Source organism: Streptococcus mitis, from assembly GCF_047464945.1.
GTDB classification, from domain to species: Bacteria; Bacillota; Bacilli; order Lactobacillales; family Streptococcaceae; genus Streptococcus; species Streptococcus mitis_EA.
This window is the reverse complement of the sequence record NZ_JASHAX010000006.1, coordinates 38,348-52,503: the sequence shown is the minus strand read 5'-3', so window position 1 is coordinate 52,503 and position 14,156 is coordinate 38,348. Positions and strand designations below refer to the sequence as shown.

Below are 14,156 nucleotides of genomic sequence, written 5' to 3'. Positions count from 1 at the left end.
TTCACTGTGAGGTTTTAACGGGCTTTGCATCTTATTTTTCAGTAAACTCTCCGTCTACGACGTCATCGCCTGCGTTTCCTGTTGCTTGTGCGCCTTCTGCTCCTGCTTGAGCTTGTTGGGCTGCTGCGGCTTGTTCGTAGAGTTTAACAGCAAGGCCTTGAGCTTTTTCGTTCAATGCTTCAAGTTTTGCTTTCATGTCGTCCAAGTTGTTGTCTTCTTGAGCTTTCTTAAGGTCATCAAGGGCAGCTTGGGCAGCGTCACGTTCTGCGTCGAAACCTTTTCCTTCAGTTTCCTTGATAGTCTTTTCAGTTGCGAAGATTGCTTGGTCTACTTCGTTACGAAGGTCCACTTCTTCTTTACGTTTCTTATCTGCTTCAGCATTAGCTTCTGCATCTTTCATCATGCGGTCAATTTCTTCGTCAGTCAAACCTGAGTTAGATTGGATCACAATTGTTTGTTCTTTTTGAGTTCCAAGGTCTTTAGCCTTAACAGACACGATACCGTTCTTGTCGATGTCAAATGTTACTTCGATTTGAGGAATTCCACGAGGTGCAGCTGGGATATCTGTCAATTGGAAACGTCCAAGAGTCTTGTTATCTGCTGCCATTGGGCGTTCACCTTGAAGAACGTGGATATCAACGGCTGGTTGGTTGTCTGCTGCTGTTGAGAAGACTTGTGATTTAGATGTTGGAATTGTTGTATTGCGGTCGATGAGTTTTGTGAAGACACCACCCATTGTTTCGATACCAAGTGACAATGGTGTTACGTCAAGAAGGACAACGTCTTTGACATCACCAGTGATGACACCACCTTGGATTGCAGCACCCATAGCAACTACTTCATCAGGGTTTACTGATTTGTTTGGTTCTTTACCAGTTTCAGCTTTAACAGCTTCAACAACGGCAGGGATACGAGTTGAACCACCAACAAGGATAACTTCGTCGATTTCTGACAAGCTCAAACCTGCATCTGAAAGGGCTTGACGAACTGGAACTTTTGTACGTTCAACAAGGTCACGAGTCAAATCGTCAAATTTTGCACGAGTCAAAGTCATTTCCAAGTGAAGAGGTCCAGCCTCACCTGCAGTGATAAATGGCAAGCTGATTTGTGTTGAAGTTACACCAGAAAGGTCTTTCTTCGCTTTTTCAGCCGCATCTTTCAAACGTTGCATTGCCATCTTGTCAGTAGACAAGTCGATACCGTTTTCTTTCTTGAATTCTGCTACCAAGTGGTCGATGATTTTTTGGTCAAAGTCGTCACCACCAAGTTTGTTGTCCCCTGCAGTTGACAATACATCGAAGACACCGTCACCCAATTCAAGGATAGATACGTCGAATGTACCACCACCAAGGTCGAATACCAAGATTTTTTCTTCTTTGTCAGTCTTGTCCAAACCGTAAGCAAGAGCTGCTGCAGTTGGTTCGTTGACGATACGTTCTACTTCAAGACCAGCGATTTTACCAGCGTCTTTTGTTGCTTGACGTTGAGCGTCGTTGAAGTAAGCTGGAACTGTAATAACTGCTTTCGTTACTTTTTCACCAAGGTAGTCTTCAGCATAACCTTTCAAGTATTGAAGAATCATAGCTGAGATTTCTTGTGGAGTGTATTCTTTTCCGTTAGCAGAAACTTTTTCAGAAGTTCCCATTTTAGATTTGATAGAGATGACTGTATCTGGGTTTGTAACTGCTTGACGTTTTGCAGCGTCACCAACGATGATTTCTCCGTTTTTGAATGAGACTACAGATGGAGTTGTGCGGTTCCCTTCTGGGTTTGCGATGATTTTTGATTCAGTTCCTTCAAGAACTGCTACTGCTGAGTTTGTTGTACCTAAGTCAATACCGATAATTTTAGACATGTGTTTTTCTCCTTGTTAGTTAATTTTCTATTTTTTATATTTCCCTTAAGTGGTGGGGACGTGAGCAACTCCCTTCGGGATTTCATCACTTATTTTTGAGCCTATTGTCTCAAAAATCCCCTGTTTCAGTAGCTTTTGCTACTGAAACTTTCACCACGGTGGGAAATATCTTCCTTGCAAGCCTCCGGCTTGCCTCTTATCTTTCTTCATAGTTTATTGTCATTTCGGACAAGTTTTCTATTATTATGTAAATTGCGACACGAGAAGTCGAAATCGATTTTATTTCGACGACGAGTTAGTAAGGAGGCTAGGCAAACGCCATAGCGATTGCCGTTTTCTGACGAGTTGCTTTAGCAACCGTCAGAATTGCCTAGTTGTAAACAACCACCATGGCTGGGCGTAGGATGCGGTCATGGAGTTTGTAGCCTTTTTGGAAGACTTGGGCGATGGTATCTGCTGGGTGTTCATCGTCCGCTGGGAGAGTTTGGATAGCCATATGGTAGTTATGGTCAAATTCTCCATCAGCTGCGATTTCTTCGATTCCTTCTTCTTTCAAAGCGTGAATCAAGCTTTCTTGCACCATCTCCAAGCCCTTCTTCACATCATCCGTCAATCCTTCAACTGCGAGTGCACGCTCAAGATTGTCGAGCGATGGTAGGATTGCTTTTGCCAAGTCCTGGCTACGATAACGTTGCAAGTTTTGACGCTCTTCATTGGCACGACGTTGGATATTTTGCATCTCTGCATGAGCGCGAAGGTATTTATTTTCGAACTCATCCGCACGTTCATTTGCCAAGTCCAACTCAGACTTTTCAGGAGTTGTTTCTTCTACCGTTTCCACAACTTCCTCTTCTTGAACTTCTTCTACTTCTTCATTTTTTATATCTTGGGCCATTTTCGCCTCCTTTAATGATTTCAATCTTAATGTACTTCGTAATGATTACTGCTGAGGTAGCGGTAAAAATCTGTCAACTTCATGGTCAAAACACGGTTGACCACATTGACTTGGTTGATTAGCTGTTGGTAATCCAGATTGACTGGACCGATAATGGCTAGAATTCCAACTCCCCGATAAGGAATGAGGAACTTGCTACTAATCACCGCTAGGTCAGCTAGACAGGACTCTTGACTGTCTGCAACACGAACGTTTTGCATCTGATCTTCATGCAGCCCCTCACGAATTTCCAGGGCCACCTTTTGCGGTTGGTCAAAGAACTGATAGGCTGCTAGATTAGCAAAATTCAAGAGATTGACCTTGCCTGCCACCACAATGTTTTCGTTGAACATTTCCTTAAAAATGTGTTCAAAGAGATCAATCACATTGTCCGTAGTTGTGAAGTAACGCTGGATAATCTGCGGAATCTCCGTCCGAATCTTGTAGTGAATATCTAGAACGGTGTGGCCGAGGAAACGTTCCTGAATGATGCTCTTCAGTTTCAGCAAATCCTCCTGCAAGAAGTTCCTTGGAATCAGAAACTGACTGGTAACCGTTCGCGATTCGTCTAGGGTGAATACTGCCAAGGCTGTATGTTGCCCCAAAACAACGATATCAAAGGCTGTCAACCGTTGCTTGCTGGGCTCAACATCCAGAGCCACTACCGTACAGCCACTCAAGTCTGTCAGTAGATTGGCAGCCTCTTGCAGAATATCCTCTAGTTTGAAGAATTCCTGATCAAAGGCTTTGACAATCTCATATACCTCATTTTCAGCCAGTCGGTCAAAATCCAGTGAGTGTTTTACATAGTACTGAAAACCAGCAACACTTGGCATCCGACCACTTGAAGTATGAGCCTTTTCAAGCAAACCTTGCTTTTCTAGAGCCGCCATGTCATTACGAATGGTTGCGCTGCTAGAGTTAATAGACTCTTGCAAGGCTTTGGATCCGACAGGTTCGTGCGTTTTGGTAAAGATGTCAATAATCAGATTTAGAATATCCTGCTGACGCTCTGTAACCATCTCATCACTCCTCTCTGTCTGATCGATTAGCACTCTATGCGCTCAAGTGCTAACTCATGATTCTATTATACACCCTTAAAAGAGAATGTCAAGATAAAAACTCAAAAAATTAGCACTCTTTTGTCAAGAGTGCTAAAAATCAGTCTGAAGACCTAGAACCTTGCTATTCATCTACTTGGTATTTCCTTTTTAATCTGAAATAACCATAGATTAGATAAGAAATCATAAAGGCATATAGAGCAAAAATGACAAAGAAAGATTGCGACAGTTCTTCTCTAAACGAACTCATACAAACAACAAGACCACCTGAGAAAGCAACTGTACAGGAACGAAGTCTAGATCGCATAACTTCCCATCTGAGCCCCTTACTCATATAGACTTGATCCTCTGGAAGTAAATTAGAAGACGATTTACGAAGAATCGAACAAGAACCTGCTCCTATCAATTCCCAACCTCTATTTCTAAAATCTTGCAGTTCATGCTTATATTTTTTAAGAAATTTAGAATCATAGATACGGTAGATGACATCGTCTGGTTGACATTGGTCAAAATAGAACAAACCAAAACGACTCGTTCTATATCTCCAACCCTTCAAATGCATCTCATGTAAATATTCTTCTTCCTTGTCCAAATCAACAATGGTGAAAATCCGAAATTCTACTCTGCTATTCATTGTCTTACCCCAAAATTAGAAAACATGCCTGGTTTTATTTATTAGATAATTCTTTCCACTTTTGACTCAATCTCCAAAAAATATAAGAAATCTGAGTCGCATGGACTATCAATAAAACACCATCTATTATAACAATCAAAAACATTTCCCAACTGAAAGAACTACCTCCAGTGACAAATTTTGAGAAAACCGGTAGTAGAGCTAAAAAGAGAAGCAAAATAGGAAACATCCGCCTCGTTAAAATCCGTTTGACCATAGCTAACTTCCCGGCCACGTCATTATAAATTTCAAACTCGGCATCCGACTCAATTCCAGAATGAAGTTTTCTAAAGTAGGAAAAACCATTAAAGTCTGTAATATGCTCCCAGCCACAGTCTTTAAATAATTGTAAATAGGATGCTCTCTCTGATTTTTTCATAGGATAAAAGTCCAACTGATAAGACACCTGCTCCGGTTGGCACTTTTCAAAAGTATACTTAACCGCAACTACTAAGTTAGAGTAGGTTACTTCCTTGAGCTTCCAGCCCTCAGTATGCATTTCCGCAAGGTACAAAGCCTCTCTATCATAATCCGCAATGGTAGCAATCCTATAAACAACCTTCTTTTCCATCATCTTCCCTCCAGACTGTTTCTATAGAGCCGTTCAATACGTTTCAATTCAATATCTAAGACTTTGCGTCCCAAGTCTGTCATCTGATAGATTTTCCGTTTTTCCTCTTCGCGGACAAAGGAAATCAAACCATCCTTTTCCATTTTTGACAAGGTTCCATACATAGTCCCAGGACTAATCGAAACTTGCGAATCTGTCATCTCCTTGACCTTTTGCGTAATACTATAACCATGACCTTCCTTTTGCAGACAGAACAAGATATAAAAGCCCGTTTCCGTCATGGGAAGATAAACTCGACGAATCTTATCCGTTAATTCCATTTATAGCCACCTCCTATCCAGTTCGATATATCGCACTTCGTTATATAAAATATATCACACCTCGATATAAAACACAAGAAAAAAAAGACCGCCCTCAGGCAATCTTTCTTCTATATTAGTATTAGTAAAGGTCTAAATAATTATCAATTTCCCATTGTGAAACGAAGGTTGCATAACTTGCCCATTCGATCCGTTTTGCTTCAAGGAAACTAGTATAGATATGTTCTCCAAGAGCCGCTCTAACAACTTCATCTTCAGTCAGAGCTTTCAAAGCGTTGTGAAGAGTTGATGGAAGGTCTGTAATGCCAGCTTCCTTACGCTCTTCTGCTGTCATGATGTAGATATTTTCTTCGATAGGAGCTGGTGCTTCGATTTTATTTTCAATACCATGCAAACCAACCTCCAAAAGAACAGCCATAGCGATGTATGGGTTTGCCATCGGATCCACTGAACGCAACTCAAGACGAGTTCCCATACCACGTGAAGCAGGCACGCGCACAAGCGGCGAACGGTTACGACCAGCCCAAGCAATGTAAACAGGCGCTTCATAACCTGGAACCAAACGTTTGTATGAGTTAACCGTTGGGTTCATAATGGCAGTATAGTTGTAGGCATGCTTGATCAAACCGCCAAGGAAATGGTAGGCCGTTTCTGACAACTGCATTCCTTTTGGATCATTTGGATCAAAGAAGGCATTGTTTCCTTCTGCATCAAACAAGGACATATTACAGTGCATACCTGATCCGGCAATACCAAATTTTGGTTTGGCCATAAAGGTTGCATAAAGCCCATGTTTGCGAGCAATAGTTTTAACAACAAGTTTGAAGATTTGAATCTTATCACAGGCACGGAGAACTTCATCGTACTTAAAGTCAATCTCGTGTTGTCCAACAGCAACCTCGTGGTGACTCGCTTCTACTTCAAATCCCATTTTGGTCAAGACATTGACAATCTCACGACGTGTATTGTCCGCAAGGTCCGTAGGCGCCAAATCAAAGTAGCCACCCTTGTCATTCACTTCAAGTGTTGGGTCCCCATTTTCATCCAGTTTAAATAGGAAGAATTCTGGCTCTGGCCCAAGATTGAAGGATTTGAATCCTACTTCTTCCATGTGACGAAGAGCACGCTTCAAATTGCCACGAGGATCTCCTGCAAATGGTTCACCTTCTGTTGTATAGACATCACAGATCAAACCTGCAACACTTCCATTTTCATCTCCCCAAGGGAAGACTGTCCATGTATCCAAGTCAGGGTACAAGTACATATCCGACTCATTGATACGTACAAAACCTTCAATAGAAGATCCATCAAACATAGCCTTATTTGACAAGACCTTATCTAACTGTTCATCTGTAGCAGGAATTTCGACGTTTTTCATGGTTCCCAAAATATCCGAGAACATGAGACGAATAAAGGTAACATTTTTTTCCTTGACTTCACGACGAATATCTGCAGCTGTGATTGGCATGAGTTTTCTCCTTAATGTATGACTACTTGCGGTTGCCTAACCGCGACCAAAAGGTGACCGTACTGAAGCAAAGCGACCCTGTTGGAGGAGTTCATTATGAAGTGCACGACGCACCTCAGTCTGACTCACCGCTTTCTTGGATTTCGCTTCACGTTCAGCATATTTTTTCTTAATGGCAGCGATATTATAACCTTCAGAGATATAATCTTTGATTTCAAGCAGACGATCCATGTCATTCAAGGAATACATGCGACGGTTCCCTTCGTTTCGATCAGGCTTAATCAACTCTTGATCTTCATAATAACGAATCTGACGCGCCGATAGATCGGTCAACTTCATAACACTGCCGATAGGAAAAACAGCCATATTTCGGCGAAATTCTTTTTCCTTCATTTACAATTTCCTTCTTTCTGTCTATTATAGTCTAAAAAAAGACAAACGTCAATTGATAATGTTATAAAATGTAACATTATTTTTCTTTTTTCTCTAAAAAGAGCCGAATACGATCAATATCGTAATTTACGAGGATTGCGACAAAAACTCCCATGAAAGTTTCTGATACACGCGCAAATACGTACAAAATTGTCTCTCCGCTCGGAATCGATAGGGTAATAATTAACATAGCCGCTACACCACCAATAACCCCTGCTTTGTTATTCATGGCTACATTTGTCATAATGGTTAACATGGTGCAGATTGGAACAACAACCAAGGTCACCCAAAAAGCCTCGTGGAAAAAGGTATTTAATAGGAAGAAGAGGAGGGCATAGAGACCACCGATACTATTTCCTAGAATACGCGAAGTCCCAAAATGGACACTCTTATCAAAACTCTCCCTCAGGCTAAACACGGCTGTCAAAGCACCGATTTGAAGACCTTTCCAACCAAAAAAACCAAAAATCAAGAGAACTAGAAAAACAGCAATACCTGTTTTAAAGGTTCGCATACCAAGTTTAAACTGGGATTTATCGAATTTATATTTTTTAAAATAACTCATAATCTCAACTTTCTATTTCCATTTTATCATAATTTGGGTAATTTTATGAGCAATAGTTGAGAGGAAGCGTTTTTATTTCGAGTAAAAGAAAAGAGGAACTTTCATTCCCCTCTTCTTTGATTCATTTAGTTAATCTTATTTTTCAGTCAAGGCTGCAAGTCCTGGAAGAACTTTATACTCAATGAAAATCAAAGAGCAAACTAGGAAACTAGCCGCAGGCTGTACTTGAGTACAGCAAGGCGACGTTGACGTGGTTTGAATTTGATTTTCGAAGAGTATTACCTTCAAGAAGCTCCATTGATGCCCCACCACCGCGTCACAAATACCTACACTAACACAAAAAGGTGACATAGCCACCTTTTTGTTAACGTTTCAGTTTTGTTCCTTTTTCTACAAAATCAGGATTTTGTAGAGACTAACGGGCTGAAATTATTTTTCTGTAAGTGCAGCCAAACCTGGCAATACTTTACCTTCGAGAAGTTCCATTGAAGCACCTCCGCCCGTACTAATCCATGAGAACTTGTCTGCACGTCCAAGGTTGATTGCTGCGGCAGCTGAGTCACCACCACCGATGATTGATTTAACGCCTGGTTGTTTCACGATAGCGTCCATCACACCGATTGTACCAGCTTGGAAGTCTGGGTTTTCAAATACACCCATAGGTCCGTTCCATACAACTGTTTTGGCACCAGTCAAAGCTTCGTCAAATTTAGCGATAGATTTTGGACCGATGTCAAGACCAAGGAAGCCTTCAGAAACTGCTTCACCTTCAGTATCACGCACTTCAGTGTAGCCAGCAAATGCGTTAGCTTCTTTTGAGTCAACTGGCAAGATCAATTTACCGTTTGCTTTTTCAAGAAGAGCTTTCGCAACATCCAATTTGTCTTCTTCTACAAGTGAGTTACCGATTTCGATACCTTGTGCTTTGTAGAATGTGTAAGTCATACCACCACCGATAAGGACTTTATCAGCTTTTTCAAGCAAGTTTTCGATAACACCGATCTTGTCTGAAACTTTTGAACCACCAAGGATAGCCACGAATGGACGTTCTGGAGTTTCAACTGCTTCTTGGATGTAGGCAATTTCGTTTTCAAGAAGGAAACCAGCAACTGCTTTTTCAACGTTTGCTGAGATACCAACGTTAGATGCGTGTGCACGGTGAGCTGTACCGAATGCATCATTTACGAAGATACCATCTCCAAGTGATGCCCAATATTTACCAAGTTCAGGATCGTTTTTAGATTCTTTCTTGCCGTCAACATCTTCATAACGAGTGTTTTCAACCAAAAGAACTTGTCCATCTTCAAGAGAGTTGATAGCTGCTTCCAATTCAGCACCACGAGTTACACCTGGGAAAACAACATCTTGACCAAGTTTTGCTGCCAAGTCTGCCGCTACAGGAGCAAGTGATTTACCAGCTTTATCAGCTTCTTCTTTCACACGTCCAAGGTGAGAGAAAAGAATTGCACGTCCACCTTGTTCGATGATGTACTTAATAGTTGGAAGAGCTGCTGTGATACGGTTGTCGTTAGTGATTACGCCATCTTTCAATGGTACGTTGAAGTCAACACGAACGAGGACTTTTTTACCTTTCAAGTCAACGTCTTTAACAGTAAGTTTTGCCATGTTACAAAAACCCCTTTATTTATTTTATTCGAAACTATTATATCACACTTTGGAAATATAAGGAAAGATTTCACAAGATTTTTCGATATTTAATCTTCATGTCATGTTAGGGTTTATTATTTTTACTTTTTATCACGAATTTTCTTTCTAAAATCTTAGCTTAATACTTGTTAGATTTACTTTTATCCTTTAAAATAGAATAGGAGAAATTCCGTTATTATTTTTCGGAGGAAAAAGAAATGTCCATTAATTGGCAGGAAATTTTATTTCACTTTTTAGGTGGTCTGGGACTATTCTTATATAGTATCAAGACCATGGGAGACGGTTTGCAACAAGCTGCTGGAGATCGCCTTCGTTTTTACATTGACAAGTACACTAGCAATCCCTTTCTAGGTGTTCTAGTCGGAATTGTCGTGACTGCCCTGATTCAGTCAAGTACAGGGGTTACAGTTATCACGGTTGGACTGGTCAGCGCTAGTCTTCTCACTCTTAGACAGGCTATCGGAATTATCATGGGAGCCAACATCGGAACCACCGTTACTTCCTTTATCATCGGTTTCAAGCTTGGCGAGTATGCTTTACCCCTGATTTTCCTTGGAACCATGTTCCTCTTCTTTACAAAAAACAGAACAGCAAACAATATCGGGCGCATCCTGTTTGGTGTGGGGGGAATCTTCTACGCCCTCAACCTCATCAGTGCCGGTATGAGTCCTCTTAAAGATTTACCACAATTTAAGGAATACATGGTAACCTTGGGACAAAATCCTGTGTTGGGGGTTTTTGCTGGTGCGGTGATTACCGTTCTCATCCAGGCCTCTTCTGCGACAATCGGGATTTTGCAAGGGCTCTATGCAGGCGGATTTCTTGACCTTAAAGGTTCTCTGCCAGTTCTCTTCGGGGATAATATCGGAACAACTCTAACCGTTATCATCGCGGCAGCTGGAGCCAATGTCTCTGCGAAACGCGTTGCTGCGACCCACGTCACCTTTAACGTTTTAGGAACTATTCTTTGCTTAATCTTATTAGGCCCCTTCACTGCTATGATTGAGTACTTCCAAGCACTCCTTCACCTCTCACCTGAGATGACCATCGCCTTCTCGCACGGTGCCTTTAACGTAAGTAATACCATTGTACAATTTCCGTTCATCGGAGCCTTGGCCTACTTTGTAACCAAGCTCATCCCTGGTGAAGACGAAGTTGTCAAGTACGAGCCTCTTTACCTTGATGAGCATTTGATTAAACAAGCTCCTTCAATCGCTCTCGGAAATGCTAAAAAAGAACTCCTTCACTTAGGAAATTATGCTTCTAAAGCCTTTGACCTTTCATACAACTACATCATTGACCTCAATGAAAAGGTTGCTGAAAAAGGTCACAAGACAGAAGAAGCCATCAATACCATTGATGAAAAATTGACTCGTTACCTCATTACTCTTTCAAGTGAAGCCCTTAGCCAGAAAGAAAGTGAAGTGCTCACCAACATCCTTGATTCATCCCGTGATTTGGAACGGATTGGGGACCACGCAGAAGCACTAATCAATCTGACTGACTACCTTCAACGTAAAAATGTTGAGTTCTCTGAAGCTGCTTTGCAGGAATTGGCTGATATCTATCAAAAAACTACTGGCTTTATCAAGGATGCTCTTGATAGCGTGGAAAACAATGATATCGAAAAAGCGCAAAGCCTGATTGAACGCCATAAAGAAATCAACAATATGGAACGTGTTCTCAGAAAGACTCACATCAAACGCCTCAACAAGGGCGAGTGTTCAACACAAGCTGGGGTCAACTTTATCGATATTGTTTCCCACTACACTCGTGTATCAGACCATGCTATGAATCTAGCTGAAAAGGTCATTGCTGAACAAATCTAAGAACCAAGAAGCTATCCTAAATTGGATGGCTTTTTTCTTTTCCTAACCAAGAATTGCTTTTCTACCATATAAAAAATGCTTTGATCCACAATGGAATCAAAGCATTTTAAAGAGCTCCCCGTACATAAGCGCAGAAGCCGCAGTTCCTCTGTACTTAGCTTCTTCTCTTTTGATAAAGCGAGCCAAGTTGAGCAACTCAGGTGCCGGATGTCTGGGATTCTTGAGCAATTCACGATTGACCAGTCCTGAGAGACGGACTGCCAGCAATTGCTCATTTGTAGCAGGTAGTTTTTTAGCAGTCTCTAGGAGAGCAGCAACTAAATCTTCACTCAAATCATGGCGAGCATGATTATAAAGATCTTTTATAAGGCTTTCTAGATTTGGTTCTACCATCCCTACCACCTCCCTTATGGTTTAATAATTTTTAATCAAATCAACCGTTGAACGATCCAATTTCTTCACCAAGGCTTGCAAGAAAGCTTGCGCTTCTAAGAAGTCATCCATAGCGTAGAGGGTTTGGTGAGAGTGGATATAACGAGCGCAGACACCGATAGTTGTAGAAGGAACACCTCCATTTTTCAGATGGGCTGCACCAGCGTCCGTTCCGCCTTTACCACAGTAGTATTGGTACTTGATACCAGCTTCTTCAGCTGTTGTCAAAAGGAAATCCTTCATGCCTGGTAAAAGCAAGTGACCTGGATCGTAGAAACGAATCAAGGTTCCATCCCCAATCTTGCCTTGACCACCATAGACATCACCTGCTGGTGAACAGTCAACTGCGAGGAAGACTTCTGGGTCAAACTTGGTTGTGGAAGTATGGGCACCACGAAGACCAACCTCTTCTTGGACGTTAGAGCCAAGATAGAGTTCATTTCCGAGTTTTTGACCTGACAGAGCTTCCGCCAACTCGCTAACCATAAGAACACCGTAGCGATTGTCCCAAGCTTTTGAGATGATATTTTTTTCATTGGCTGTCAAGATTGCAGAGCTATCTGGTACGATGGTGTCGCCAGGACGGATGCCAAAGCTTTCTGCCTCAGCCTTATCCGCAAAACCACCATCAAAGACGATATCTGCAATAGCAGGCATGGTTGGTCCGCCCTTACCACGAGTCAAATGTGGAGGGACAGAACCCGAAATCACAGGAATTTCACGACCGTCACGAGTCAGGAGTTTGAAACGTTGGCTGCTAACCACCATAGGATTCCAACCACCGATTTCTACCACACGGAAGGTACCATCTGGCTTAATCTCACTAACCATAAAACCAACTTCATCCATGTGAGAAGCGACCAAGACACGCGGTGCATCTGCAGCTTCTGAATGTTTAATTCCGAAAATACCACCCAAGCCATCTGTCACCACTTCATCCACGTGCGGTGTTAACTTTTCACGAAGATAAGCACGGACAGGTGCTTCATGACCTGAGATAGCAGCAAGTTCTGTTACTTCTTTGATTTTTGAAAATAATGTTGTCATTTCAGTTCCTTCTTTCTTTCATCCATTTTACCACTTTTTATAGGAGAAGGATAGCGGGAAGGTGGATTTCTAAGTTAGTATCTCATTCTAGCTGTATAGTAGAAAAGGATAGTATTCTCTTGTATATGTGATGAAAGCTAAGACACATTTTAATATCAACGCAAATATGAATTCCCAAACAAAAAACAATTCAATGTTATATTTGTTAAATTTTTTCATGAAATTTGCAGAAAACAGTTGACTTCGCCTTCTTATTTCTTTAAAATAGTACAAAAATAGGTAAAGGAAAAAATCATGACCAAAACAATTCTTGTTACAGGTGGAGCTGGCTACATTGGCTCCCATACCGTTAAAGCTCTTTTAAATGCTGGCTATCAGGTACATGTTCTAGATAATCTCTCTACAGGAAATCGAGCGGCTGTGGATAGTCGTGCTAGCTTTAAACAACTGGATGTTTATGATGCTAGCGCCTTAAAGGCTTACTTAGAAGAAAATCAGATTGATGCTGTTCTTCATTGTGCAGGTGAAATTGTTGTAAGCGAAAGCATTGAAAACCCAAGCAAATACTTCACTGCCAATGTTGCTGGTATGAACCAAGTTCTCAAAGTCTTATCTGAAGTTGGTATTCAAAAAATCATGTTCTCTTCGACTGCTTCCCTCTATGGTAATAACTGTATTGACAAGCCTGCAACTGAAGATACCCTGCTCGACCCTGTCAACCCTTATGCAGAAACAAAACTGATGGGTGAACGAATGATTTACTGGATGGCCAATCGCTACGATTGGAAATATGTTATTTTCCGTTACTTTAATGTTGCTGGGGCTGAAATGGATGCTTCAAACGGTCTGCGCGTGAAAAATCCAACTCATATCATTCCAAATATCAACAAGACCGCATTAGGACAAAATGATAGCCTAAAAATATTTGGAGATGACTATGATACACGTGATGGTTCATGTATTCGAGATTACATTCATGTCTTGGATCTTGCACAGGCTCACGTTAAAGGGATGAATTACCTCTTTCAAGAAGACAGTTCTTCTCAAATCTTTAACTTAGGAACTGAAAAAGGCTATACCGTCAAAGAAATCTTTAAAACTGCTGAAGAATTACTGAATCAAAAAATCCCACACGAGATTGTTGCGCGTCGTGCTGGTGACCCAGCTAGCGTCCTAGCAGACGCCTCAAAAGCTAAACAATATCTTGATTGGAAGGCTAGCTACTCCCTTGAAGATATTATTTTATCGGATTATCATTGGCGTGTTAAAGAAAGCAAAAACATTTTGGAATAAATAGCAGA

Annotated in this window: 14 protein-coding genes; 2 read left to right on the top strand and 12 right to left on the bottom strand. The window is 41.3% G+C overall.

The window, feature by feature from the left end; genetic code table 11:
* Positions 1-31: 31 nt before the first annotated feature.
* The 10 genes from dnaK to QM424_RS07505 form a co-directional block, all read right to left on the bottom strand.
* Positions 32-1,855 carry a molecular chaperone DnaK gene (gene dnaK / locus QM424_RS07550; protein WP_000034661.1) on the bottom strand — a complete coding sequence of 608 codons (1,824 nt, stop codon included), beginning with the start codon at positions 1,853-1,855 and terminating at the stop codon, positions 32-34.
* 370 nt (positions 1,856-2,225) lie between these two features.
* Positions 2,226-2,750, bottom strand: coding sequence for a nucleotide exchange factor GrpE (gene grpE, locus QM424_RS07545; RefSeq protein WP_000046038.1), 525 nt, complete (start codon positions 2,748-2,750; stop codon positions 2,226-2,228).
* Between the two features lie 26 nt (positions 2,751-2,776).
* Positions 2,777-3,811: a heat-inducible transcriptional repressor HrcA gene (hrcA, locus tag QM424_RS07540; RefSeq protein WP_000255751.1), complete on the bottom strand. Its 1,035-nt coding sequence runs from the start codon at positions 3,809-3,811 to the stop codon at positions 2,777-2,779.
* A gap of 163 nt (positions 3,812-3,974) precedes the next feature.
* Positions 3,975-4,484, bottom strand: coding sequence for a DUF2812 domain-containing protein (locus QM424_RS07535; RefSeq protein ID WP_001088685.1), 510 nt, complete (start codon positions 4,482-4,484; stop codon positions 3,975-3,977).
* 34 nt (positions 4,485-4,518) lie between these two features.
* A complete protein-coding gene (locus QM424_RS07530) occupies positions 4,519-5,094 on the bottom strand; it encodes a DUF2812 domain-containing protein (protein ID WP_025171948.1) in 576 nt (191 codons plus the stop codon).
* The gene (locus QM424_RS07525; protein ID WP_000423973.1) at positions 5,094-5,414 is read right to left on the bottom strand and encodes a PadR family transcriptional regulator; all 321 of its coding nucleotides are present in this window, start codon (positions 5,412-5,414) and stop codon (positions 5,094-5,096) included. Before QM424_RS07525 ends, QM424_RS07530 begins: the two co-directional genes overlap by 1 nt.
* Before the next feature lie 121 nt (positions 5,415-5,535).
* Positions 5,536-6,882 (bottom strand): type I glutamate--ammonia ligase, encoded by a 1,347-nt coding sequence (glnA, locus tag QM424_RS07520; RefSeq protein ID WP_001122886.1) that lies wholly within the window; start codon positions 6,880-6,882, stop codon positions 5,536-5,538.
* Positions 6,883-6,918: 36 nt separating this feature from the next.
* Complete coding sequence (glnR, locus tag QM424_RS07515; RefSeq protein WP_000659548.1) at positions 6,919-7,275, bottom strand: transcriptional repressor GlnR; 357 nt, start codon at positions 7,273-7,275, stop codon at positions 6,919-6,921.
* A gap of 76 nt (positions 7,276-7,351) precedes the next feature.
* On the bottom strand, positions 7,352-7,879 hold the full coding sequence (locus tag QM424_RS07510) for an FUSC family protein (protein WP_084947380.1): 528 nt from the start codon (positions 7,877-7,879) through the stop codon (positions 7,352-7,354).
* A gap of 429 nt (positions 7,880-8,308) precedes the next feature.
* A complete protein-coding gene (locus QM424_RS07505; RefSeq protein WP_414393994.1) occupies positions 8,309-9,505 on the bottom strand; it encodes a phosphoglycerate kinase in 1,197 nt (398 codons plus the stop codon).
* A 239-nt stretch (positions 9,506-9,744) separates the two neighbouring features.
* On the opposite strand from QM424_RS07505, the gene QM424_RS07500 reads away from it, so the two are divergent.
* Positions 9,745-11,376 (top strand): Na/Pi cotransporter family protein, encoded by a 1,632-nt coding sequence (locus QM424_RS07500; RefSeq protein WP_261067655.1) that lies wholly within the window; start codon positions 9,745-9,747, stop codon positions 11,374-11,376.
* Positions 11,377-11,472: 96 nt separating this feature from the next.
* Here QM424_RS07500 and QM424_RS07495 read toward each other — a convergent pair whose 3' ends face one another.
* The gene (locus QM424_RS07495; RefSeq protein WP_033676210.1) at positions 11,473-11,769 is read right to left on the bottom strand and encodes a bacteriocin immunity family protein; all 297 of its coding nucleotides are present in this window, start codon (positions 11,767-11,769) and stop codon (positions 11,473-11,475) included.
* A 21-nt stretch (positions 11,770-11,790) separates the two neighbouring features.
* Positions 11,791-12,855: a glutamyl aminopeptidase gene (gene pepA / locus QM424_RS07490; protein WP_000209170.1), complete on the bottom strand. Its 1,065-nt coding sequence runs from the start codon at positions 12,853-12,855 to the stop codon at positions 11,791-11,793.
* A gap of 294 nt (positions 12,856-13,149) precedes the next feature.
* Between pepA and galE the strand changes: the two genes are divergently transcribed.
* Entirely contained in the window at positions 13,150-14,148 is a 999-nt protein-coding gene (galE, locus tag QM424_RS07485; protein WP_414393991.1) for a UDP-glucose 4-epimerase GalE, read from the top strand.
* The last annotated feature ends 8 nt before the right edge of the window (positions 14,149-14,156 follow it).

Coding starts and splice junctions, on each gene's coding strand:
- dnaK (WP_000034661.1), bottom strand. CDS start 1,855: ATGTCTAAAATTATCGGTATTGACTTAGGTACAACAAACTCAGCAGTA.
- grpE (WP_000046038.1), bottom strand. CDS start 2,750: ATGGCCCAAGATATAAAAAATGAAGAAGTAGAAGAAGTTCAAGAAGAG.
- hrcA (WP_000255751.1), bottom strand. CDS start 3,811: ATGGTTACAGAGCGTCAGCAGGATATTCTAAATCTGATTATTGACATC.
- QM424_RS07535 (WP_001088685.1), bottom strand. CDS start 4,484: ATGAATAGCAGAGTAGAATTTCGGATTTTCACCATTGTTGATTTGGAC.
- QM424_RS07530 (WP_025171948.1), bottom strand. CDS start 5,094: ATGGAAAAGAAGGTTGTTTATAGGATTGCTACCATTGCGGATTATGAT.
- QM424_RS07525 (WP_000423973.1), bottom strand. CDS start 5,414: ATGGAATTAACGGATAAGATTCGTCGAGTTTATCTTCCCATGACGGAA.
- glnA (WP_001122886.1), bottom strand. CDS start 6,882: ATGCCAATCACAGCTGCAGATATTCGTCGTGAAGTCAAGGAAAAAAAT.
- glnR (WP_000659548.1), bottom strand. CDS start 7,275: ATGAAGGAAAAAGAATTTCGCCGAAATATGGCTGTTTTTCCTATCGGC.
- QM424_RS07510 (WP_084947380.1), bottom strand. CDS start 7,879: ATGAGTTATTTTAAAAAATATAAATTCGATAAATCCCAGTTTAAACTT.
- QM424_RS07505 (WP_414393994.1), bottom strand. CDS start 9,505: ATGGCAAAACTTACTGTTAAAGACGTTGACTTGAAAGGTAAAAAAGTC.
- QM424_RS07500 (WP_261067655.1), top strand. CDS start 9,745: ATGTCCATTAATTGGCAGGAAATTTTATTTCACTTTTTAGGTGGTCTG.
- QM424_RS07495 (WP_033676210.1), bottom strand. CDS start 11,769: ATGGTAGAACCAAATCTAGAAAGCCTTATAAAAGATCTTTATAATCAT.
- pepA (WP_000209170.1), bottom strand. CDS start 12,855: ATGACAACATTATTTTCAAAAATCAAAGAAGTAACAGAACTTGCTGCT.
- galE (WP_414393991.1), top strand. CDS start 13,150: ATGACCAAAACAATTCTTGTTACAGGTGGAGCTGGCTACATTGGCTCC.